The organism is Ancylobacter sp. WKF20 (assembly GCF_029760895.1).
Taxonomy (GTDB): domain Bacteria; phylum Pseudomonadota; class Alphaproteobacteria; order Rhizobiales; family Xanthobacteraceae; genus Ancylobacter.
Genome location: NZ_CP121679.1, coordinates 3695365 through 3717537 on the forward strand (window position 1 = coordinate 3695365; position 22173 = coordinate 3717537).

Sequence of the window (22173 nt, forward strand, 5' to 3'; positions counted from 1 at the left end):
GCGCGGGGGGCGATGGACAAGGCCGCGGCGGTCTGCTATGTGCCCTCACCTTGATCGGTGGCCCGTGTCCTTGGGCGCCCGCCCCGGTCGCCCAAATTCAACGCATGCGCGGCACCGCGAAGCACGAAGAGGAAGACACGTGCAGGTTCTCGTTCGGGACAACAACGTCGATCAGGCCCTGAAGGCGCTCAAGAAGAAGATGCAGCGCGAGGGCATTTTCCGCGAGATGAAGCTGCGCGGCCACTACGAGAAGCCGTCCGAGAAGCGCGCCCGCGAGGAAGCCGAGGCTGTTCGCCGCGCCCGCAAGCTGGCCCGCAAGCGCGCCCAGCGCGAGGGTCTGCTGCCGTCCAAGCCGAAGGTCGTCCCCGGCGCCCGCTGATCGGCTCGGCCTTCCGGCCGTCCCAGCACTTAAGATTGCACGAAGCGCGGTGACGCAGGTCACCGCGCTTTTGCCGTTTGTAGCCGCCGGAGAAGCCGCGTGATGCCGGACTGCTGTGCCATCCTTGATTTGCGCGACGCGCCCGGCTTTGCCGAGATCGTGGCGTATCGGGTCTGGCGGGCGTGGTGGAAAGATGAGGGTGTGCCCTTCGCCGCGCTCAAGGCGCGGCTGAGCGAGAGCCTCGGCCCATCCGAGGCCGCGATTCCCACCAGCTTCATCGCCTGTCGGGGGGCAGAGTTCCTCGGAACGGTCGCGCTGATCGCCAGCGATGTCGAGGAGAGGCCGGGCCTCACGCCCTGGGTCGCCGCGCTGTGGGTCGAAGAGCCCGCGCGGGCGCAGGGTATCGGGCAGGCGCTGCTCACCCATGCGAGCGATGTCGCCTTCGCCGCCGGCCATGCCGGCCTGTATCTGTGCGCCACCGCCGCCAACGCGCCCTATTATGCGCGGCGCGGCTGGAAGCGGATCGAGCGAGATGTCGACGGCGTCGACATCTTCATGCGCGAACGCGACGACGCCTGAGGCTTATTGCCGGTTGAACGGCACGGTGTATTCGCCCGCGCGGATGCGTTCGGCGAGGCGCTCGGCAAAGCCGGCGGCGGCTTCCTCGCCATAGGTCGCAACCATGGAGCGGATGGCGGTGAACAGCGCGGCCTGCGCCAGGCAATCTTCGTCGAGGCCGTCATAGACCGCCTCGTTCCACGCTTCATCGAGATAAGCGAGCGCCGCGTGACGCTCGTCCTCCTGCGCCTGATCGGCCGGACCATCGATGTCGTGCGTTTCCGGAAGCTCGGACAAACTCATTCCTCCGCTGAGCGAAACGCTCGGTTGGACCTTAGCACGCAGCGCGGGGTGATCTGCCCAAGAATTGAAGGAGGGTTAACATGGCGCGGCATAAAAGTAACAGGTGCGGCCAAAAGCGCACAGAAAGCGCCGGGAACGGTGCCTAGTTGCTGCCGTAGCGGGCGGCGATGTCGCGCGAGAGCTTGGCGCCGGCTTCCAGATACCTCTGGCTGGCCAGTTCCGCCGAGGGGGTGCAGCTCCGGTAGACCTGCTTGTAGCTCTCATAGCCGAGATTGAACGCGCCGATGAGCTGGCCGCGCCGGGCCTCGGAGGGCGCCTCGGTCTGCAACAGCCCCGCCATCTCGTCGCGCCAGCGCGTCTCCTCCGCCGCGCCGCAGAGCGGGCGGATATAGTGCAGCGCGCCGAGAATCTCCGCGAGCCGCAGCAACTCGCCCTCATAGGGCGGCGTGCCGCCCTCGTTCTGGGCGCGCGCGGGGGCGGCGCCGAGCACGGCGAGGATGAGAAGGGCGCGCGCGAACATCGTCATGGCGTTGTGGTGATCCGGCGCGCGGGCAAGGTCAAGCGGGTTGTCACGGGGTGAGCCGGGCGCCGGCGTCTGCGCTCTGCGCGCCGGCGACGAGGCGGGCCGCCGCCGCGACGATCTCCCCGAGGCCCGGCGTGATGTCGGCGGGCAGCGCCTCCGGCTCGAACCAGCCGACCTCCGCCGCTTCCGGCCCGATGGCGGGCTCGCCCGCCTCCCAGCGGGCGGCATGGCTGACGACGACGTAATGCGCCTTCAGGCTCCCGTCGTCCGCCCGCAGGATCACGTCCACCGCCCCGGCAACGCCGATGATCGCGCAGGCGACGCCGACTTCTTCCATCACCTCGCGGGCGGCGGCCGCCGCCAGCGTCTCGCCCGGCTCGACCCGCCCACCCGGCAGCGTCCACACGCCGATGGAGGGGCGCTGGCCGCGCCGCGCCAGCAGCACGCGCCCCGCGCGGAACACGGCGGCGCTGGTGGCGAGGACGGGACGCTCGACGGCAACCATGGCGGGGGATCTCACGCGAATCGGTACAGGGCGGACGATAGCAGGCCCGCCGGCGCGGATTGGCCGCAATTCGCGCGGAAGATTCAGGCCATCCGCGCCGGATCGGCGGCCGGAGGATGGCTGAAACGGGAGGCCGCATGAACCGGGTGATGCATCTGCGCCGCCGTGGAGCCCACGCCGTCACAGGGATGGGGTTCGCCCTTTTGGCGCTCGCCTTGGCGATGGCGCTCGTCCTGCCGGCGCGCGCCGAGACACCGCCCGGCGTATCGGCCTCCCCCGCCAAGACCACCAGCGCGGCTATGCCGCCCGCCGCGTCACCCGATCCGTTCTGCGCGGCGCAGGGGGCCGGCTTCGTGCGGCTGGAGGGCACACAGACCTGCCTGAAGCTCGGCGGCTATGTGCAGATCGACAGCACGACGCAGAACGGTCCCGCCGCGGGCCTTCCCGCCGCGCGCGCCCCGGCGCTCCAGTCGCGCTGAACCCTCAGCGGCCGAGCGCGGCGAAATAGCGGGCGATGATGCCGGCATAGACGCGCGTCAGCGCCGCCACCTCGTCCACCGGCGTCGCCTCGTCCACCGCGTGCATGGTGGTGCCGACGAGGCCGAACTCGATCACCGGGCAATAATCCTTGATGAAGCGCGCATCCGAGGTGCCGCCGGTGGTGGAAAGCTCGGGCCGCTGACCGGTGGTCTGCGCAATCGATTCGACCACCAGATCGACGAAGGGGCCGGGCGCGGTGAGGAAGCTGTCGGACGAGCGGAACTCGAAGGCCGCGCTCCAGCGCACGCTGTTGCCGGCAGCGCGGGTCAGCCGCCGCTCGATCTCGGCCTGCAGCGTCTGCGGCGTCCAGAGATCGTTGAAGCGGATATTGAACCGTCCCTGCGCCTGCGCCGGGATGACGTTGAAGGCGGGGTTGCCGACATCGACCGAGACGATTTCGAGGTTCGACGCCTGGAAATGCGCGTTGCCGCCATCGAGCGGCTCGGCGATCAGCGCGCCGAGCAGGGTGATGAGGCCGGGAATGGGGTTATCGGCGAGATGCGGGTAGCCGACATGGCCCTGCTTGCCATGGACGGTAAGGGTGCAGGAAAGCGAGCCGCGCCGGCCGATCTTCACCATGTCGCCGAGCACGGCGCGCGAGGAGGGCTCGCCCAGCACGCAATGGTCGAGCCGCTCGTCGCGGTCGGCGAGCCAGCGCAGCAGCTTTGCCGTGCCGTTGATCGCCGGGCCTTCCTCATCGCCGGTGAGCAGGAAGGAGATCGAGCCAGGCAGCGCGGGATTGTCGGGGTCATTGCCATGGGCGCGGGCGAAATCGAGCCCGGCGGCGATGAAGGCGGCGACACCGCCCTTCATGTCCACCGCGCCGCGGCCATAGATCAGTCCGTCATGGATCGCGCCCTCGAAGGGCGGGAAACGCCACTGCTGGGGATCACCGGGCGGCACCACGTCGGTATGACCGGCAAAGCACAGATTGGGCCCGCGCGTGCCGAAGCGGGCATAGAGATTCTCGATGTCCGGCGTGTCGGGCGCGGTGAGCTTCACCCGGTGCGTGGCGAAGCCGGCGCCGCTGAGCAGCGCGTCGAGATAGGCCAGCGCGCCGCCTTCCGCCGGGGTGACCGACGGGCAACGGATAAGGGTGCGCAGGATCTCGACGGGGTCAGCGGGGGGGTGGAGGACCGGCTCGGAGTGCCCATTCGGGGTGGTCGCCATGCTCGTGTCCTCTCCTCGTCATCCCGGACGGCCGAAGGCCGATCCGGGATCGCGTCCCGGCAGCGTCGCCGCCTGTCGCGAACGATCCCGGCTCTTCGCTACGCTTCGGCCGGGATGACGGTCAAGCGGTGCCCCGGGCCGCTCAATCGCGCAGCAGGTCGTTGATCGAGGTCTTGGAGCGGGTCTGCTCGTCGACGCGCTTGACGATCACCGCGCAGTAGAGCGAGGGGCCGGGCTGGCCGTTCGGCAGCGGCTTGCCGGGCAGCGAGCCGGGCACCACGACGGAATAGGGCGGCACCTCGCCGACGAAGACCGCGCCGGTGGCGCGGTCGACGATCTTGGTGGTGGCGGAGATGAACACGCCCATGGAGAGCACCGAGCCCCGGCGCACGATCACGCCTTCCACCACTTCCGAGCGCGCGCCGATGAAGCAGTCATCCTCGATGATGACCGGGCCGGCCTGCAGCGGCTCGAGCACGCCACCAATGCCGACGCCGCCCGACAGATGCACATTCTTGCCGATCTGCGCGCAGGAGCCGACCGTCGCCCAGGTGTCGACCATGGAGTTGGAATCGACGCGGGCGCCGAGATTGACGAAGGAGGGCATGAGCACGACGTTCGGCGCGATGAAGGCCGAGCGGCGCACGATGGCGCCCGGCACGGCGCGGAAGCCCGCCGCGCGGAATTCGCTCTCGCCCCAGCCCTCGAACTTGGAGGGCACCTTGTCCCACCATACGGCCTGGCCGGGGCCGCCGGGAATGACGCTCATGTCGTTGAGGCGGAAGGAGAGCAGTACCGCCTTCTTCAGCCACTGGTTCACCGTCCAGTCGCCATTGGCGCCCTGTTCGGCGACGCGGGCCTTGCCGGCGTCGAGCAGGCCCAGCGCCTCGTTCACGGCCGCGCGAATCTCGCCGCCGGTCTCGAAATTGACCTCGGCGCGGTTCTCGAAGGCGGTCTCGATGATGCTCTGAAGCTGGCTCGACATCTGGCTCTCCCTGTTCGCGGCCGTCTTGTCCGGTCGCGGCGGGTTTCTGTCAACGGCAGAGTGCGGTAAGGCGGGCGCCCGCCTCAGGCGAGCGAGCGCAGGAAGGCGGTCAGGTCGTCCGTCACCACGTCGATATGGTCGCCGTCGCGGCCTTCATGCTCCCACGCCTCGCGGTCGGCGGGGCTCACGGCTTCGCCCGGCGGCACCACCAGCACGGTGCGCATGCCGAGCTGGGCGGGCACTTCGAGGTTGCGCGCGAGATCCTCGAACATCGCCGCCTTGGCCGGGTCCACGCCGAAGCGGGCGAGGAAGCCGCGATAGGCGGTCTCCTGCGGCTTGGGGTGGAATTCGGCGGCAACGATGTCGTGCACATCGGCGAAGTGCTCGGAAATGGCGAGCTTGTTGAGGATCTGCTCGGCATGGCCGCGCGAGCCATTGGTGTAGACCAGCTTGCGGCCGGGCAGCGCGCCGAGTGCTTCGCCAAGCTCAGGTGCGGGGTCGAGGGAGGACAGGTCGATCTTGTGGGCGTTGGCGAGGAACGGGTCCGGGTCCATGCCGTGCTCGATCATCAGCCCGCGCAGCGAGGTGCCGTATTTGCGGTAATAGCCCTTTTGCAGCGCGAAGGCGTCGTCCAGCGACAGGCCGAGATAATCGGCGATGTAGCTGCGCATGCGCATGTCGATCTGCCGCCACAGGTCGAGCCCGGGCGGGTAGAGCGTGTTGTCGAGGTCGAACACCCAGGTCTCGACATGGGCGAAATCGACGCGCGCGGGGGAGTCGGTGCGGAAGGACGTGGTCATGGCGCCATCCATAGCGAAGAGCGGCCGGCGCGGCGAGGGGCAAAGGTTCGCCTCAAGGCATCGTCATGGCCGGGCTTGACCCGGCCATCCACGACTTGATTATGCCCCCGAAGACGTGGATCCCCGGGCCAAGCCCGGGGAAGACGTGCAGCGTGGCGGGAGACACCCGCCTCAGCGCGTGATCAGCGTGCCGGCGCCGTGGTCGGTGAGCAGCTCCAGCAGCACCGAATGCGGCACCTTGCCGTCGAGGATCACCACCCCTTCCACGCCCTGCTCCAGCGCGTAGATGCAGGTCTCGACCTTCGGGATCATGCCGCCGGAAATCGTGCCGTCGGCGATGAGCGCGCGGGCCTGGGCGATGGTCAGCTCCTTGATGAGTTGCTTGTCGCGGTCGAGCACGCCGGGCACGTCGGTCAGCAGCAGCAGCCGCTTGGCGCCGAGCGCGCCGGCGATGGCGCCAGCGAAGGTGTCGGCATTGACGTTGAACGTGCCGCCCTCGAGGCCGGTGGCGACGGGGGCGAGCACCGGGATCAGCTCCCGGCCGAGGATCTGGTCGAGCACGGTGGTGTCGACGGCGGAAGGTTCGCCGACAAAGCCGAGGTCGATCTCATGCTCGATATTGGAATCGGGATCGCGCACCGAGCGCGTGACCTTGGTCGCGCGCACCATGTTGCCGTCCTTGCCGGTCAGGCCCAGCGCCTTGCCGCCGGCCTCGTTGATGAAGCCCACCAGCGATTTGTTGATCGAGCCGGCCAGCACCATCTCGACGATCTCGACGGTGGCCTTGTCGGTGATGCGCAGCCCGGCGGCGAATTCCGACTTGATGCCGAGCTTGGCCAGCATGGCGCCGATCTGCGGCCCGCCGCCATGCACCACCACCGGGTTCACGCCCGACTGTTCGAGCAGGACGATATCCTGCGCGAAGTCGCGTGCCACCTGCTCGTCGCCCATGGCGTGGCCGCCATACTTCACGACGATGATGGCGTCGTCATAGCGCTGCATGTGCGGCAGCGCCTGGACGAGGACGCGGGCCTTGGCGTGGTCGTCGGTGATGTCGGTCATGGCGGATTCCAGTGCGGGCGGGCGACGGCAGGGCCTGAAGCCCACGGGGCGTGAAGGCGAGCCCTTCTAGCCGATTTCGATGACGCTTCTCAATCGCCACGCCGCGCGTCTTCGCGCTGGCGCCGCAGGCGCGCGCGGCCCGGCAATGCCGCAATCGCACGGTTGCGTGCCATCGCCTATCTGGAGGCGGCCGCGCCGTGGCATAGATGGCCGGCAACAGCGAGATGTCATGAGTAAACCCGCCCGTTCCTCCCGCCCGATCAAGGCCCGTTTCGTCGAAGGCTCGACCATGCGGCATGTGGCGGTGATGACCGCCACCGGCTCGATCGGCCTCGTGGCGGTGTTCGTCGTCGACCTTTTGAACCTGTTCTACATCTCGCTGCTCGGCGAGGAGGAGCTGGCGGCGGCCATCGGCTATGCCGGCACGGTGATGTTCTTCACCACCTCGGTCGCCATCGGGGTGATGATCGCCGGCTCGGCGCTGGTCTCGCGCGCGGTGGGCAGCGGCGACCCACAGGAAGGCCGGCGGCTCTCCACCTCCGCCTTCGTCTATATGACGCTCGCCACCGTGGCGATGACGGCACTGATGCTGCCGCTGCTCTCTCCCATGCTCGGCCTGCTCGGCGCCACCGGCCGCACGCAGGAACTCGCCCGCGACTTCCTGCTGATCGTGCTGCCCTCGACCCCGCTGCTGGGCATCGGCATGGCCGCGTCCGGCACGCTGCGCGGCGTGGGCGATGCGCGCCGTTCCATGTGGGTCACGCTGTCCGGCGGCATCGCCACCGCCGTGCTCGACCCGCTGCTTATTCTCGCTCTCGGCCTCGGTGTGGAGGGCGCGGCGATCGCCTCGGTGCTCGCGCGCCTCGTCATGGCGGGCTACGGGCTCTACGCCGTGGCGAAGGTCCATGGCCTCGCCGAGCGCCCGCGCCTTGCCGCCTTCCTGCGCGATGTCGGCCCGCTCTCGGCCATCGCCGTGCCGGCGATCCTGACCAATATCGCCACTCCCGTCGGCAACGCCTATGTCACCTTCGCCCTCGCCCCGCATGGCGATGCGGCGGTGGCGGCCTGGGCGGTGATCGGGCGGTTGATCCCGGTCGCCTTCGGGCCGATCTTCGCCCTCACCGGCGCCATCGGCCCGGTGATCGGCCAGAATGTCGGCGCGCTGCGCTATGACCGGGTACGGCAGGCGGTGCGCGACAGCTTGGTGCTGATCCTCGTCTATGTGGCGCTGGTCTGGCTGGTGCTGGCGCTGGCCCGCCAGCCGCTCGCCAGCGTGTTCGGCCTGTCGGATGAGGGCGTGCGGCTGGTCGAGTTCTTCTGCCTCTACGCCGCCGGCAGCTTCATCTTCATGGGCGCGCTGTTCGTCGCCAATGCCGCTTTCAATAATCTCGGCGCCCCGCTGCTCTCAACCCTGTTCAACTGGGGCCGGGCGACGCTGGGCACCATGCCTTTCGTCTGGCTCGGCGGGCGCTGGTATGGCGCGGAAGGGGTGATCGGCGGGCAGGCGGCGGGTTCGGTCGCCTTCGGCGTCGCCGCGCTGATCTGCGCCTTCGCCGTGGTCCGCCGGCTCGGCGCCAGCAACGCCCCGCCGCCGGCCCCGCCCGCGCCGCTCACCGGCGCGCAACTCCCCGCCTTCTCGCGCGGCGAGGACGCCGCCGCCATCGAGACTGCGCCACTGCCGGAGTAAGCCGTTCAGATCACCCCGAGCGCGCCCAGAGCGCCGCCGGCGGCGAGCATCCAGAGCGGGCTCAGGCGGGTGAAGAACAGCACCAGCGCGGCGATGAGGGTGAAGGCGGCGGTAGCGGGCGTGCGGGCGGCGCCGTCGCTCAGCAGCACGCCGGAGGCGGCGATGAGGCCGATGGTCAGCGGCATCAGCCCGCCCTGTACCACGCGGCGCCAATGCGCCTCGCGGAAGCGGTGCCAGGCCCCGCCCACCACATAGGCGAGCACGCAGGTCGGCCCGCACATGGCGAGCGTTGCCACAAGCGCGCCCCAGATGCCCGCGACATGCCAGCCGATCAGCGTCACTACCAGCATGTTCGGGCCGGGCGCGGCCTGCGCGATGGCGAAGGTCTGGGCGAATTGCGCGTCGGTCATCCAGCCGGCGATGTCCACGACCTGCCGGTGGATCTCCGGCAGCACGCTGTTCGCCCCGCCAATGGCGAAGAGCGAGATGATGAGGAAGTGCAGCGCCAGCGCGCCCAAAGGGTTGCTGTCGTTCATGCCCGCCGCTCCGCCCACCAGGAGAGCAGGATCGACAGCGGCGCGAGCACCAGCATCATCACCGGCAGCGACAGCGGCGTCGCGAGGATGCCGGCAAAGGCGAGCAGCGCGATGAGGAGGGGGTGCAGGCGCGGGCGCCCCCACAGCGGCTCGGCCATGCGCGCGGCCATGGCCAGCACCAGCCCGGCGGCAGCGGCGGCAAGGCCGGCCAGCATGTCGGAGACCGCCGACACATCGGCGTAGCGGGTGAACAGCATGCCGGCGAGCACGACGCCGATGGCCGGCACCGCCGTGAGGCCGAGAAAGGCCGAGATCGCGCCCGGCACGCCGCGAAAGCGCGCGCCGACAATGACCGACAGATTGATGATGTTCGGCCCCGGCAGGAACTGCGAGAGCCCGACCAGTTCGGTGAACTCGTCCGCCGTGAGCCAGCCATGGCGTTCGACCAGCGCCCGGCGGGCGATGGGCAGCACGCCGCCAAAGGCCACCACCGCGACCGACAGGAAGCCGAGGAACAGCGCCGCGCAGCTCGGGCTCGGGCGCTCCGGGATGCCGGGCGTGGCCGCATCGGTCGAGAAGGCGGGGAGGGGCCGTTCGGTCATGGCGCAAGCCCGTGTGAGCCCGCCCGCTATAGACGAGTCGCCCCCGGCGCATAAGCCGCGCCCGCGATGTTTTCGCGGCATGGTTGGGCGGCTTGGGTGAGGCTGGCTCCGGCATCCCACTTCCCATCGCGCCATGAGAACGGATAGGGTACACGCCATGAGCGAGATGCGCGGCGATACGCGTGGGGGCGAGGCCCTCGCCCTGCCGGTGGACGGGCGGCAATCGGAAGCCGCGCGCGCCATCCAGCGCGGGGCGCTGCGCTATCTCGCGGCTCGCGGGCTGGTGGGGCTGCCGGAATTCGTCCTCGCCTCCGGCCGCCGGGCCGACATTGCCGCCATTGATTCGCGCGGCGAGGTCTGGGTGATCGAGATCAAGTCCTCGGTGATGGACTTCCGCACCGACCGCAAATGGGCGGAGTACCGGCTCTATTGCGACCGGCTGTTCTTCGCCGTCGGGCCGGATTTCCCGGTCGAGATCCTCCCCGAGGATGCCGGGGTGATGCTGGCCGACCAGTTCGGCGCCGGCCTCGTGCGCGAGGCGCCCGCGCATCCTTTACCCGCCGCCACCCGCAAGGCGCTGACGCTCCGCCTCGCCCGCACCGCCGCCGGGCGGCTGATGGGGCTGATGGACCCGGAGGCGCTGCGCGGCATCGAGCTGTGAGGCCGGGCGGCTCACCTAGGAGGGGATAAGCGGCCCCACCAGGCCGGCGTGGCTTGAAAGCCGCCCCCTGCCTCTGCCAGCGTCAAGCCATGAACGCTCCCCTTCCGACCGCCGCCGACGAGACGCCCGCCGCCGCCGTGGAGGCGCGGGTGACGCCGATGATGGCGCAGTACATCGAGATCAAGACCGCCAATCCCGGCAGCCTGCTGTTCTACCGGATGGGCGATTTCTACGAGCTGTTCTTCGAGGATGCCGAGCATGCCTCGCGGGCGCTCGGCATCGTGCTGACCAAGCGCGGCAAGCATCAGGGCGAGGACATTCCGATGTGCGGCGTGCCGGTCGAGCGCGCCGAGGAATATCTCAACAAGCTCATTGTCGCCGGCTACCGCGTCGCCGTCTGCGAGCAGGTGGAAGATCCCGCCGAGGCGAAGAAGCGCGGCCCGAAAAGCGTGGTAAAACGGGACGTTATCCGCCTCGTGACGCCCGGCACGCTGACCGAGGACGCGCTGCTCGATGCGCGGCGCGAGAATGTGCTGGCGGCGCTGGCGCGGGTGAAGAGCGGCGAGGGCGAGGACGGCTATGCCTATGCGCTGGCCTTTGCCGACATCTCCACCGGCTCGTTCCGCGTCGCCGAGACCGACGCGCTGCGCCTTTCCGCCGACCTCGCCCGCATCGAGCCGGCCGAGCTTCTGGTGCCGGACGCGATCTATGACGAGCCGGCTTTCCGGCCGATCTGGCGCACGCTCCCCGCCGTCACGCCGCTGCCCAAGGACAGCTTCGACGGGACGAGCGCCGAGCGCCGCATCGCCGGTTTCTTCCAAGTGGCGACCCTTGATTCCTTTGGCGTTTTCACCCGTGCCGAGCTCGCCGCCGCCGGCGCCGTGGTCGCCTATATCGAGCGCACCCAGCTCGGCGCCCGCCCGCCGCTGAACCGGCCCCGCCGGGAATCCTCGGCCGACGTCATGGTCATCGACCCGGCGACGCGGGCCAATCTTGAGATCCTGCGCACCACCACCGGCGACCGCGCCGGGAGCCTCTGCGCCGCCATCGACCGCACCGTCACCTCCGCTGGTGCGCGCCTGCTCGGGCGGCGCCTCGCCGAGCCGTTGACCGACCCGAAACGGGTGGCCGATCGGTTCGATGCGGTGGAGCATCTGGCCAATGAGACCAGCTTGCGCGCCGCCCTGCGCGCGCGCCTCGCCGGTGCGCCGGACCTTGCCCGCGCCCTCTCGCGCGTGGCGCTGGGCCGTTCAGGGCCCCGTGACCTCGCCGCCATCGGGCGCGGTCTCATGGAAGGCGCCGCGATGGCCGAGCTGATCGCCGCCTCGCCCGCCCCGCTCGAACTCGCGCAGGCCGCCGGCGTGCTGGCCGGCATTGATCCGTCACTCGCGGCGACGCTGCAAAGCGCGCTCGACGACGAACTGCCGCTCAATCGGCGCGATGGCGGCTTCATCCGGCCGGGCTATGCCGAGGACCTCGACGCCACCCGCGCGCTGCGCGATGAGAGCCGGCGCGTGGTCGCCGCCCTTGAGCGCCGCTATGTCGAGGAAACCGGCGTGCGGGCGCTGAAGATCCGGCACAATGCGGTGCTCGGTTATTATGTCGAGGTCAGCCAGCAGAACGCCGACAAGCTGCGCGAGCCGCCCTTCGACGCCATCTTCATGCACCGCCAGACCATGGCCGGGGCGATGCGCTTCACCTCCACCGAGCTGGCCGAGCTGGAGGCGAAGATCTCCAGCGCCGGCGACCGGGCGCTTGCGCTGGAGCAGCGCCTGTTCGACGAACTGGCGGCCGCCATTCTGGAAAAGGCCGACGCCATCCGCGCCTGCGCCGAGGCGCTCGCCGTGATCGACGTCACCGCCGGCCTCGCCAAGCTGGCGGTGGATGAGGGCCATGTGCGGCCCGAGGTCGATGACGGGCTCGATTTCCGCATCGAGGGCGGGCGCCATCCGGTGGTGGAGCAGGCGCTGCGCCGGGATGGCGGGCCCTTCGTTGCCAATGATTGCGACCTCTCCCCGCCGGAGCGGGCGCGGGCCGGGCGCATCTGGCTGGTCACCGGCCCGAACATGGCGGGTAAATCGACCTTCCTGCGGCAGAACGCGCTGATCGCCATTCTCGCGCAGGCCGGCGCCTTCGTGCCGGCGACGATGGCGCGCATCGGCGTGGTCGACCGGCTGTTCTCCCGCGTCGGCGCGGCCGATGATCTGGCGCGCGGGCGCTCGACCTTCATGGTTGAGATGGTCGAGACCGCCGCCATCCTCAACCAGGCGACCGAGCGCTCGCTCGTCATTCTCGACGAGATCGGGCGCGGCACGGCGACCTTTGACGGCCTGTCCATCGCCTGGGCGAGCCTCGAGCATCTGCATGAGAGCAATCGCTGCCGGGGCCTGTTCGCCACCCATTTCCATGAGCTGACCGCGCTGTCGCAGCGCCTTGCCCGCCTCGTCAATGCGACGGTGAAGGTGAAGGAGTGGGAGGGCGAGGTGATCTTCCTGCATGAGGTGGTGCCCGGCGCGGCGGACCGCTCCTACGGCATTCAGGTCGCCAAGCTCGCCGGCCTGCCGCACGCCGTGGTCGAGCGCGCACGCGCCGTGCTCACCGAGCTGGAAAGCGCCGACCGCGCCGCCCCAACCCAGCGCATTCTCGATGATCTCCCGCTCTTTGCGGCCCTCAACCGCGCCCCGCCGCCCGCGCCGGTGTCACCGGCCACCAAGGCGGACCCAGTGGCCGAGGCGGTCAAAGCCCAGCTCGGCGCGCTCGACCCCAACGAGATGACCCCGCGCGAGGCGCTGGAAGCGCTGTACCGGCTGAAGGCGGCGGCGAAGGGCGGGTAGTGGCCTTTGCGTTTGGCGGGTGAAGACCTATATTCAGACCCGAATAAAGCACTGTTCTGGATCGTAGGAAGCCGCCATGCAGCGTGTCGAAGCCGAGATGGCGGTGAGCGTCTCCGACCTCAAGAAGAACCCGACCGCCATTGTCGAGGATGCCCGCGGCGCGGCGGTGGCGGTGCTGAACCATAACCGCGTCATGGCCTATATGGTGCCGGCCGCCACCTATGAGGCGATGATCGACGCGCTGGACGACCGCGCTCTGGTGGAGATCGCCAAGGCCCGCGCCGGCGAGCGTGGCGTGCCGGTCCGCCTTGATGAGCTATGAGCTCGAATTCCTGCCCTCCGCCCGCAAGGAATGGGACAAGCTCGGCGCCACGCTGCGCCAGCAGTTCAAGAAGAAGCTGGCGGAACGGCTGATCCGCCCGCGCGTGCCGGCCGATGCCCTCAGCGGGATGCCAGACCACTACAAGATCAAGCTGCGGGCCGCTGGCTATCGCCTGGTCTACCGGGTGGAGGAGGCGCGGATCACCGTAGTGGTCGTCGCAGTCGGCAAACGCGAGCGTGGCGACGTCTATGAGGCGGCGCGCCAGCGATAGGGTCAGATCACTTCAGCCGCCCGCACCACGCGGCAATATTCGCCGTCCATGTTGGCCAGCGACATGGCGTGGACCTCGGCGGCGCTGCGCAGCGTGCCGGCGTGGTCGCGGCGGGCGAAGGTGAAGCAGGCGTCTTCTACCAGATGCACGTCGAAGCCGAGATTGCCGGCCATGCGCACGGTGGCTTCGACCGAATTGTTGGTGATGACGCCGCAGATTACCAGCGTGCCGATGCCGTCCGCGCGCAGCCGGGCCTCCAGATCGGTGCCGATGAAGGCGCTGTTGACGTTCTTGGCGATCACCGGCTCGCCCGGCAGCGGCGTCGCCTCGGGCTTGAACGGGCTGCCCGGCCCGTCCGGGGCATAGGTCGAGCCGGGCTCGGTCGATTCATGGCGCACATGGAACACGGGCCGGTCCCCCGCGCGCCAGGCCGCGAGCAGCCGCGCGACGGTCGCCTCGGCCTGCGGGTTGTTGCGCGGGCCCTGCGCCGCCCATTTGGGATGGTCGATGGCCTTTTGCAGGTCGATCACGATCAGCGCCGCATTGGCTGGCAGCATGGCGGTCCTCCCTGCGCGATGGTAACGCAAAATGGCCGGGCGTCAGCCCGGCCATCTGGCAGTCAACTGTCATCCCGGACGGCCCGCAGGCCCAGTCCGGGATCGCGTGATCGGGCGGCGATTCCGGTCTTCTGCGCGACGGTCGGGAGGCCGGCTCTCGCGGCGCTGGAGGGCTATGCCCCCGATTCTGCGGCGCTTTGCGGCGCGAAGACCTCCTTGGCGGCAAACAGTCCGTTGAGTGCCGCGGGGAAGCCGGCATAGACCGCCATCTGCATGATGATCTCGGTGATCTCATTGCGGGTCAGGCCGACATTCAGCCCGGCGGCGATATGGACCTTCAACTGCGGGGCGGCGTTGCCGAGCGCGGTCAGCGCGGCGATCGTCGCGATTTCCCGCGCGCGCAGATCGAGACCGGGGCGGCAATAAATGTCGCCGAAGGGGAACTCGAGCAGATAGGTGGCGAAATCCGGGGCGATGTCGGCGAGGGCGGCGACGACCTTTTCGCCCGCCTCACCGTCGATCTCAGCGAGGGCGCGCCGCCCGCGCTCCAGCCGGCTGTCGTCTGCGCTGCAATTGTGTTGCGTCATCATCCCGAATCCTCTGCTCCAGACCGGCATAGCCGGCGATCTTGGTGTCGAGGACGAGAAGGCAGTCCTGAAGCTCGGCCAGATGAAGCGCCACGCGCTCGCGGTGCTGCACCAATAGCGCGCGTCGCTCGGCTTCGGTTGCGACCCCGGCTTCCCGCAAGGCTGCGTAGCGCAGCATGTCGCGGATCGGCATTCCGATCGTTTTCAGGCGACCGAGAAAGGCGATCCACGTCAGGATGGAGGCATCGTAATCGCGCTGGCTCGAACGGTTCCGGTCCGCATAGGGCAGCAGTCCGATCCGCTCGTAATAGCGGATGGTGTGGACCGATAATCCCGATAGCTTGGCCAGTTCCCCGATCTTCATGATCGCCCTTTTCGCCACGACGCAGCCGAGGCTAGGGGTTCGAGCGCGCTCGAAGTCAAGCGGGACTGTCTTTCACGCAGGTGTCTGTCGCGGCCGGCCGGGCCGGCCGCGACAATGTTATCGCCGGTCAGGTCACGCCTGCGAGGCGACCTTGCTCTTCAGCGCGGCCTGCGCGGCGGCCAGCCGGGCGATCGGCACGCGGAAGGGCGAGCAGGACACGTAGTCGAGCCCGACTTCCTCGCAGAAGGCGACCGAGGCGGGGTCGCCGCCATGCTCGCCGCAAATGCCGAGCTTGAGGTTCGGGCGCACCGCGCGGCCGCGCTCGGTGGCGATCTTCACCATCTCGCCGACGCCGTCCTGGTCGATCGACACGAAGGGGTCGACCTCGAAGATGCCCTTGGCGATGTAGGTGCCGAGGAACGTGCCGGCGTCGTCGCGCGAGATGCCGTAGACGGTCTGGGTGAGATCATTGGTGCCGTAGGAGAAGAACTCCGCCGTCTCCGCGATCTCGCCCGCCTTCAGCGCCGCGCGCGGCAGCTCGATCATCGTACCGACCTGGTACTCGATCGTGTCGCCGGTCTCCTGCTCGACGGTCTTGGCGGCGGCGTCGATCACCTCCTTGACCAGGTCGAACTCGCGCTTGCCGGTGATGAGCGGCACCATGATTTCCGGCACCACCGGCTTGCCGGTGCTCTTCTGCGCCGCCACGGCGGCCTCGAAGATGGCGCGGGCCTGCATTTCCGCGATCTCCGGGAAGGCGATGGCGAGGCGGCAGCCGCGGAAGCCGAGCATCGGGTTGAACTCGTCGAACTCGCGCTTGCGGGCGGCGAGCTTGGCGGCGCTCACCCCGAGCCCTTCCGCGACCTCGGCGATTTCCGCGTCGGTATGCGGCAGGAATTCGTGCAGCGGCGGGTCGAGCAGGCGGATCGTGACCGGCAGGCCGTCCATGATCTCGAACAGCTCCTGGAAGTCCGAACGCTGCGCGGCGAGCAGCTTGGCGAGCGCGGCGCGGCGGCCCTTCTCGTCATCGGCCAGGATCATTTCGCGCACGGAACGGATGCGGTCGCCCTCGAAGAACATGTGCTCGGTGCGCGAGAGGCCGATGCCCTCGGCGCCGAAATTCTTCGCGGTGCGCGCGTCCAGCGGGGTTTCCGCATTGGCCCGCACCTTGAGCCGGCGCACCCCGTCCGCCCAGCCCATGAGGGTGGCGAACTCGCCGGACAGCTCCGGCTGGAGGGTGGGCACGGCGCCGGCGATCACCTGGCCGGTGCCGCCGTCGAGGGTGAGGATGTCGCCCTTCTTCAGCGTCACCCCGCCCGAGGTCAGCGTGCCCGCCGCATAGTCGACGCGGATGGTGCCGGCGCCGCAGACGCAGGGCTTGCCCATGCCGCGCGCGACCACCGCCGCGTGGGAGGTCATGCCGCCGCGCGTGGTGAGGATGCCCTGCGCGGCGTGCATCCCGTGGATGTCTTCCGGCGAGGTCTCGATGCGGACCAGGATGACCTTGCGGCCTTGCGTCTTCAGCAGCTCCGCCTCGTCGGCCGAGAACACGATCTCGCCCGAGGCGGCGCCGGGCGAGGCCGGCAGGCCGGAACCGATGATCTTCTTGTCGGCCTTGGGGTCGAGCATCGGGTGCAGCAGCTGGTCGAGCGCGGCGGGGTCGACGCGGGCGATGGCTTCCTCGCGGGTGATCACGCCGTCATTGGCGAGCTCGACCGCGATGCGCAGCGAGGCTTTCGCGGTGCGCTTGCCCGAGCGGGTCTGCAGCATCCACAGCTTGCCGCGCTCCACCGTGAATTCGAGGTCCTGCATGTCGCGGTAATGGCTTTCCAGCACACCGGCGATGCGGGTGAATTCGGTGTAGACCTCCGGCAGCGCCTTCTCCATGGAGGGCTTGTCGGAGCCGGCCTCGATGCGCGCGACCTCGGTGATGTTCTGCGGCGTGCGGATGCCCGCCACCACGTCCTCGCCCTGCGCGTTGATCAGGAACTCGCCATAGAGCGCGTTCTCGCCGGTGGAGGGGTTGCGGGTGAAGGCGACGCCGGTGGCGGAGGTCTCGCCCATATTGCCGAACACCATGGCCTGCACGTTCACCGCCGTGCCCCAGCTCTCCGGGATCTGGTGGAGGCGGCGATAGACGATGGCGCGCTGGTTCATCCAGGAGCCGAACACGGCCCCGATGGCGCCCCACAGCTGGTCATGCGCGTCCTGCGGGAAGGGTCGGCCGAGCTCGTGCACGACCAGCGCCTTGTAGCGCGCGACGATGTCCTTCCAGTCCTCGGCGGTGAGGTCGGTGTCGAGGGTGTAGCCGTGGTCGGACTTGTAGCCGTCCAGCACTTCCTCGAAGTGGTGGTGCGGGAAGTCGAGCACCACATTCGAGTACATCTGGATGAAGCGGCGGTAGCTGTCATAGGCGAAACGGGCATCGCCCGAGGAGGCCGCCAGCGCCTCGACCGTGACGTCGTTGAGGCCGAGATTGAGCACCGTGTCCATCATGCCTGGCATGGAGGCGCGGGCGCCCGAGCGCACGGAGACCAGAAGCGGGTTGGCGGGATCGCCGAAGGTGCGGTTGGCGAGAGCGCCAACCTGGCCGAGAGCTGCCTCGACCTGGGACGCGAGTTCGTCCGGGTACTTGTTGCCGTGAGAATAGTAGTAGGTGCAGACCTCGGTCGAGATCGTGAATCCGGGCGGCACTGGCAGCCCGAGGTTCGACATTTCCGCAAGGTTCGCGCCCTTGCCACCCAGCAGATTGCGCAGTTCCGCTGTACCTTCCGCGGTGCCGTCGCCGAAGGTGTAGACCCATTTCGTCATGTCAGAGTCCTTTGGTGAGGCGCAACCTGGTGCGCCCTCAACGTGTGGTGGACATTCAACCGAAGTCGAAATTTAAGCACCGTCAAAGGGTTCGTCCGCCCGGCCGTCGCCGCGCAAAACCGCTCCCCATAAAGTGATCTAGCGGTTTGAGGGGCCCCGTTCAATCCATCATTTGCACTGCACCATCCCTAGCGGCAGCGCACCACAATGTGACCGAATGGACGTATTGTCGCGGGGTCGGCAATCGGGCACCTCTGTGCGGGCCGGAAACCGATCCGTCGCAAGGGGCATCCTATGATTGCAACACTGAACCGACTCGCGCCGCATGTGCTCAGCCTGCTGCGCGTCGCGTCCGCCCTGCTGCTGCTGCAGCATGGCACCACCAAGATTCTGGGCTATCCCGCCACGCAGATGACGGGTGTCAGCCTCACCTCCCTGCCCGGCATCGCCGGCATTTTCGAGCTGGTCGGCGGCGTGCTGCTGCTGATCGGCCTGTTCTCCCGGCCCGTCGCCTTCATCCTGTCGGGCCTGACGGCGGTGGCCTATTTCCTCGTCCACGCGCCGCAGGCCTTCCACCCCATCGTCAATGGCGGCGAACTCGCGGCGCTCTACAGCTTCGTGTTCTTCTACCTGACCTTCGCCGGCCCCGGCCCGTGGAGCGTCGACAAGCTGCTCGGCAAGGCGTGATCCGCGCCGGCCATCTCTGACGTAGGGCCCGGACCGGCTTGGGGAAGCCCGGTCCGGGCCGTCGTGTTTTACAGGCCCAGCCGCTCCAGCCCGCCGGAGCCGAGCAGGCCCATGACGCCGATGAAGATCAGGTAGACCGCGACGATGTAGGCGAGCAGGCGCGGCATCACCAGAATGAGGATGCCCGCGATCAGCGCGACGATCGGCTGAAGGGCGACAAAGCTGACGGCCATAAGGGGTACTCCTGTGAGGTCCCCCTAGAACGGCCGGCGGTTGGGATGGTTCCGTGATGGGGGGCTTACGTCTGGCCCGGGGATGACGTGGTGAGCGGCGGGAACCGTTAGCAGAGAGACCGTTCGCGTAATGCGCGGGCGGGGTTCTTCACCCTCTCCGTGCAACGTCTTGGCCGGGCTTGGCTCGGCCATCCACGTCTTCCCTCCGATGCGCCACCCTAGTCGTGGATCCCCGGATCAAGTCCGGGGATGACGTTGAGGGTGAGGCACCGGTCCGGCAGGGGTGGTGCGCCGGGCGAGGCGCCTATCCCCACACGCCGTCATCCCGGCCGCAGGCGAAGCCGGAGAGCCGGGATCGCGTGGGAGTGGGGCGGGAACAGCGGGACGCGATCCCGGATACGGCCTGCGGCCGTTCCGGGATGACGATTTCCAGAGGGATGACGTGGCGAGAAGTAGGACGCCCGCCCATGACGCTCTTCATCCCACACGCCGTCATGGCCGGGCTTGACCCGGCCATCCACGACTTCCCTCCGATGCGCCACCCTAGTCGTGGATCCCCGGATCAAGTCTGGGGATGACGTTGAGGGTGAGGCACCGGTCCGGCAGGGGTGGTGCGCCGGGCAAGGCGCCTATCCCCACACGCCGTCATCCCGGCCGCAGGCGAAGCCGGAGAGCCGGGATCGCGTGGGGAGTGGGGCGGGAACAGCGGGACGCGATCCCGGATACGGCCTGCGGCCGTTCCGGGATGACGATTTCCAGAGGGATGACGTGGCGAGAAGTAGGACGCCCGCCCATGACGCTCTTCATCCCACACGCCGTCATGGCCGGGCTTGACCCGGCCATCCACGACTTCCCTCCGATGCGCCACCCAAGTCGTGGATCCCCGGATCAAGTCCGGGGATGACGGTGTGAGGGGTGGCATCGACTCGGCAGATGACAGCGGGACGCCGCCGGCGCCTAGCCCTCGATGCGGTCGAAGTCGGCGACGGTGCGGGTCAGCGCCCGGATTTCCGCCAGCAGGCGCAGGCGGTTCTGGCGCAGGGCGGCGTCCTCGGCGTTAACCGTCACCTTGTCGAAGAAGGCGTCGACCGGCGCGCGCAGGCGGGCCATCAGGCCCATGGCGCCCTCGAAATCCTCCGCCACCAGCGCCGCCTCGATCTGCGGGCGCAGGCCAGCCAGCGCCTCGCTGAGCGCGCGCTCCTCCGGCTCGGCCAGCAGGCCGGCGTCGATGCCGCCCTCGTAAGTATGGCCGTCCTTCTTTTCCTCGATGCGCAGAATATTCGCCGCGCGCTTGGTGCCGGCGAGCAGCGTCTTGCCGTCCTCGGAGCTGAGGAAGCGGGACAGGGCTTCGACGCGCTTCACGATGAGGAGCAACACGTCATTCGTGTATTGGCTGACAACGGGTGCCGTCGTTTGTCCGTTTGCTCCGATGGTCCCATGATTGACCAACTGTCCCGAAACTAGCACCGCATCGACAAGATCATGTCGCGTCCCTTGCTCGCGAAGCTGCACTTTCAGACGATCAACAATGAACTCAAGCAAGCTATAGCTTTCGAGAGTATTGTCGACTGGCCTGTTCAGAAGGTCAAAATGCTTAAAGAATACAGGGAGTAGGCCCAGCTTGATCTGGTTCTCCAGCACCATGCGCACCACGCCCAGCGCGGCGCGGCGCAGCGCGTAGGGGTCCTTGCTGCCCGTGGGCTTCTCGTCGATGGCCCAGAAGCCGACCAGCGTGTCGAGCTTGTCGGCCAGCGCCACGGCGACGGAGACCGGGGCGGTGGGCACGCGGTCGGTCGGGCCCTGCGGCTTGTAATGTTCCTCGGCCGCGGCGGCGATGGCGGGGTCGAGCCCTTCCAGCTCCGCATAATAGCGGCCCATAAGGCCCTGCACTTCCGGGAACTCGCCGACGACTTCGGTGCGCAGGTCGGACTTCGCATAAAGCGCGGCCTGCTCGGCAAGGTCCGGGTCGGCGCCGACCAGCGGGGCCAGCGTCTTCGCCAGAGCCGCGATGCGCCGGATGCGCTCCAGCTGCGAGCCGAGCTTCTCGTGGAAGGTGACATTGCCGAACTTCGCCAGCCGGTCCGGGAGCGAAACCGTGGCGTTGGTCTTCTTGTCGGTCTCCCAGAAGAACTTGGCGTCGGACAGGCGGGCGCGGATGACGCGCTCATTGCCGGCGATGATCGCCGCGCCGCCATCGGAGGCGATGAGGTTCGACACCAGAATGAACTTGTTGGCGAGGCGCCCGGTGGCCGGGTTCTTCAGGACGAAGCACTTCTGGTTGGCGCGGATGGTGGCGCGGATCACCTCGTCCGGCACATCGAGAAAGGCCGGGTCGAAGGCGCCCATCAGCACGACTGGCCATTCGACGAGGCCGCAGATTTCCTCCAAGAGGCCGGCATCCTCGACCAGCTCCAGCCCCTGCGCCAGCGCAAGATCCTTGGCGTCGTTGAGGATGATGTCCTTGCGCCGCTCGCGGTCGGCGACGACATTGGCGGCCTCAAGCTTGGCCATCCAGTCCTCCAGCCGGCGGACCTTGATCGGGCCGGGGCTGAGGAAGCGGTGGCCGCGCGTCACGTCGCCGGCCGTGATGCCGTCGACATCGAAGGCGACGATTTCCGGTTCCTCGGTCTCCGGCCCGAAGGTGCAGAGGATCGACTGCAGCGGGCGCACCCAGCGCAGCGCGCCGGGCTGGGCCGAGGCCTTGCCCCAGCGCATCGACTTCGGCCACGGGAAAGAACGGATGATGGCCGGCACGATCTCGCCGATCACCTCCGGCGTCGGGCGGCCATGCTTGTGGATATGGGCGACGTAGGAATCGCCCTTCTTCGGGTCGCTGACGATCTTCGCCTGGTCGAGCGAGGTCAGCCCCGCCGCCTTAAGGAAGCCGTCGATGGCGCCCTGCGGAGCGCCGACGCGCGGGCCCTTGCGCTCCTCATGCGTGTCCGGCTGCTGCGCCGGCAGGCCGTGCACGGCGAGCGCGAGGCGGCGCGGGGTCACGAAAGCCTTGGCGCCCTCATAGACCAGACCGCGCTCGACCAGCGCATCGGTGACGAGCTTCTTCAGGCTGTCCGCGGCGGCCGCCTGCATGCGGGCGGGGATTTCTTCGCAGAACAGTTCGAGCAGGAGATCGGGCATGGCGCTGTCGGCTGATGTGGCGGGGCAGGATGAGGTCCGCACGCCCTAGCACGTCACGCCG

General features: G+C 68.8%; 24 protein-coding genes. 9 read left to right on the forward strand and 15 right to left on the reverse strand.

Going from position 1 to position 22173, the window contains the following annotated elements:
* The first annotated feature begins 139 nt into the window (after positions 1–139).
* Complete coding sequence (gene rpsU / locus AncyloWKF20_RS17045; RefSeq protein ID WP_213755039.1) at positions 140–379, forward strand: 30S ribosomal protein S21; 240 nt, start codon at positions 140–142, stop codon at positions 377–379.
* Positions 380–481: 102 nt separating this feature from the next.
* Positions 482–958, forward strand: a complete 477-nt coding sequence (locus AncyloWKF20_RS17050; protein WP_279315169.1) for a GNAT family N-acetyltransferase — start codon at positions 482–484, stop codon at positions 956–958.
* A 3-nt stretch (positions 959–961) separates the two neighbouring features.
* Here AncyloWKF20_RS17050 and AncyloWKF20_RS17055 read toward each other — a convergent pair whose 3' ends face one another.
* The 3 genes from AncyloWKF20_RS17055 to AncyloWKF20_RS17065 form a co-directional block, all read right to left on the reverse strand.
* Positions 962–1234: a hypothetical protein gene (locus AncyloWKF20_RS17055; protein ID WP_267584319.1), complete on the reverse strand. Its 273-nt coding sequence runs from the start codon at positions 1232–1234 to the stop codon at positions 962–964.
* Between the two features lie 148 nt (positions 1235–1382).
* Positions 1383–1760: a TIGR02301 family protein gene (locus AncyloWKF20_RS17060; RefSeq protein WP_279318011.1), complete on the reverse strand. Its 378-nt coding sequence runs from the start codon at positions 1758–1760 to the stop codon at positions 1383–1385.
* Between the two features lie 49 nt (positions 1761–1809).
* Positions 1810–2268, reverse strand: coding sequence for an NUDIX hydrolase (locus tag AncyloWKF20_RS17065; RefSeq protein WP_279315170.1), 459 nt, complete (start codon positions 2266–2268; stop codon positions 1810–1812).
* 137 nt (positions 2269–2405) lie between these two features.
* Between AncyloWKF20_RS17065 and AncyloWKF20_RS17070 the strand changes: the two genes are divergently transcribed.
* Positions 2406–2747 carry a porin gene (locus tag AncyloWKF20_RS17070; RefSeq protein WP_279315171.1) on the forward strand — a complete coding sequence of 114 codons (342 nt, stop codon included), beginning with the start codon at positions 2406–2408 and terminating at the stop codon, positions 2745–2747.
* A gap of 4 nt (positions 2748–2751) precedes the next feature.
* Here AncyloWKF20_RS17070 and dapE read toward each other — a convergent pair whose 3' ends face one another.
* The 4 genes from dapE to argB all read right to left on the reverse strand — a co-directional run bounded on the left by dapE (position 2752) and on the right by argB (position 6825).
* Entirely contained in the window at positions 2752–3978 is a 1227-nt protein-coding gene (gene dapE / locus AncyloWKF20_RS17075) for a succinyl-diaminopimelate desuccinylase (RefSeq protein WP_279315172.1), read from the reverse strand.
* A gap of 142 nt (positions 3979–4120) precedes the next feature.
* Positions 4121–4963, reverse strand: a complete 843-nt coding sequence (gene dapD / locus AncyloWKF20_RS17080) for a 2,3,4,5-tetrahydropyridine-2,6-dicarboxylate N-succinyltransferase (protein WP_279315173.1) — start codon at positions 4961–4963, stop codon at positions 4121–4123.
* A gap of 83 nt (positions 4964–5046) precedes the next feature.
* Positions 5047–5763 carry a pyrimidine 5'-nucleotidase gene (locus tag AncyloWKF20_RS17085; protein WP_279315174.1) on the reverse strand — a complete coding sequence of 239 codons (717 nt, stop codon included), beginning with the start codon at positions 5761–5763 and terminating at the stop codon, positions 5047–5049.
* 171 nt (positions 5764–5934) lie between these two features.
* Entirely contained in the window at positions 5935–6825 is an 891-nt protein-coding gene (argB, locus tag AncyloWKF20_RS17090; protein ID WP_279315175.1) for an acetylglutamate kinase, read from the reverse strand.
* 229 nt (positions 6826–7054) lie between these two features.
* On the opposite strand from argB, the gene AncyloWKF20_RS17095 reads away from it, so the two are divergent.
* Positions 7055–8512, forward strand: a complete 1458-nt coding sequence (locus AncyloWKF20_RS17095; protein ID WP_279315176.1) for an MATE family efflux transporter — start codon at positions 7055–7057, stop codon at positions 8510–8512.
* A gap of 5 nt (positions 8513–8517) precedes the next feature.
* Here the strand turns inward: AncyloWKF20_RS17095 and AncyloWKF20_RS17100 are convergent, their stop codons facing one another.
* On the reverse strand, positions 8518–9048 hold the full coding sequence (locus AncyloWKF20_RS17100; protein WP_279315177.1) for a chromate transporter: 531 nt from the start codon (positions 9046–9048) through the stop codon (positions 8518–8520).
* Entirely contained in the window at positions 9045–9650 is a 606-nt protein-coding gene (locus AncyloWKF20_RS17105) for a chromate transporter (RefSeq protein WP_279315178.1), read from the reverse strand. Before AncyloWKF20_RS17105 ends, AncyloWKF20_RS17100 begins: the two co-directional genes overlap by 4 nt.
* Positions 9651–9807: 157 nt before the next feature.
* On the opposite strand from AncyloWKF20_RS17105, the gene AncyloWKF20_RS17110 reads away from it, so the two are divergent.
* The 4 genes from AncyloWKF20_RS17110 (at position 9808) to AncyloWKF20_RS17125 (ending at position 13738) form a co-directional block, all read left to right on the forward strand.
* Complete coding sequence (locus AncyloWKF20_RS17110; RefSeq protein WP_279315179.1) at positions 9808–10311, forward strand: MmcB family DNA repair protein; 504 nt, start codon at positions 9808–9810, stop codon at positions 10309–10311.
* A gap of 89 nt (positions 10312–10400) precedes the next feature.
* Complete coding sequence (gene mutS / locus AncyloWKF20_RS17115; protein WP_279315180.1) at positions 10401–13145, forward strand: DNA mismatch repair protein MutS; 2745 nt, start codon at positions 10401–10403, stop codon at positions 13143–13145.
* A gap of 76 nt (positions 13146–13221) precedes the next feature.
* Positions 13222–13467, forward strand: a complete 246-nt coding sequence (locus AncyloWKF20_RS17120; protein ID WP_279315181.1) for a type II toxin-antitoxin system Phd/YefM family antitoxin — start codon at positions 13222–13224, stop codon at positions 13465–13467.
* Positions 13457–13738, forward strand: a complete 282-nt coding sequence (locus AncyloWKF20_RS17125) for a type II toxin-antitoxin system RelE/ParE family toxin (protein WP_279315182.1) — start codon at positions 13457–13459, stop codon at positions 13736–13738. The genes AncyloWKF20_RS17120 and AncyloWKF20_RS17125 overlap by 11 nt, the downstream gene beginning before the upstream one ends.
* A 2-nt stretch (positions 13739–13740) precedes the next feature.
* Here AncyloWKF20_RS17125 and AncyloWKF20_RS17130 read toward each other — a convergent pair whose 3' ends face one another.
* From AncyloWKF20_RS17130 to ppdK, 4 genes are all read right to left on the reverse strand, one after another.
* Positions 13741–14295, reverse strand: a complete 555-nt coding sequence (locus tag AncyloWKF20_RS17130; protein WP_279315183.1) for a cysteine hydrolase family protein — start codon at positions 14293–14295, stop codon at positions 13741–13743.
* 173 nt (positions 14296–14468) lie between these two features.
* Positions 14469–14882: a carboxymuconolactone decarboxylase family protein gene (locus AncyloWKF20_RS17135; protein ID WP_279318012.1), complete on the reverse strand. Its 414-nt coding sequence runs from the start codon at positions 14880–14882 to the stop codon at positions 14469–14471.
* Entirely contained in the window at positions 14818–15246 is a 429-nt protein-coding gene (locus AncyloWKF20_RS17140; protein WP_279315184.1) for a MerR family transcriptional regulator, read from the reverse strand. Before AncyloWKF20_RS17140 ends, AncyloWKF20_RS17135 begins: the two co-directional genes overlap by 65 nt.
* A gap of 132 nt (positions 15247–15378) precedes the next feature.
* Entirely contained in the window at positions 15379–18057 is a 2679-nt protein-coding gene (gene ppdK / locus AncyloWKF20_RS17145; RefSeq protein ID WP_279315185.1) for a pyruvate, phosphate dikinase, read from the reverse strand.
* Between the two features lie 294 nt (positions 18058–18351).
* Between ppdK and AncyloWKF20_RS17150 the strand changes: the two genes are divergently transcribed.
* The gene (locus AncyloWKF20_RS17150; RefSeq protein ID WP_279315186.1) at positions 18352–18744 is read left to right on the forward strand and encodes a DoxX family protein; all 393 of its coding nucleotides are present in this window, start codon (positions 18352–18354) and stop codon (positions 18742–18744) included.
* A gap of 68 nt (positions 18745–18812) precedes the next feature.
* Here AncyloWKF20_RS17150 and AncyloWKF20_RS17155 read toward each other — a convergent pair whose 3' ends face one another.
* Complete coding sequence (locus tag AncyloWKF20_RS17155) at positions 18813–18977, reverse strand: DUF3096 domain-containing protein (RefSeq protein ID WP_267584301.1); 165 nt, start codon at positions 18975–18977, stop codon at positions 18813–18815.
* A gap of 957 nt (positions 18978–19934) precedes the next feature.
* Positions 19935–22112 carry a glycine--tRNA ligase subunit beta gene (gene glyS, locus AncyloWKF20_RS17160; protein ID WP_279315187.1) on the reverse strand — a complete coding sequence of 726 codons (2178 nt, stop codon included), beginning with the start codon at positions 22110–22112 and terminating at the stop codon, positions 19935–19937.
* Positions 22113–22173 lie beyond the last annotated feature (61 nt).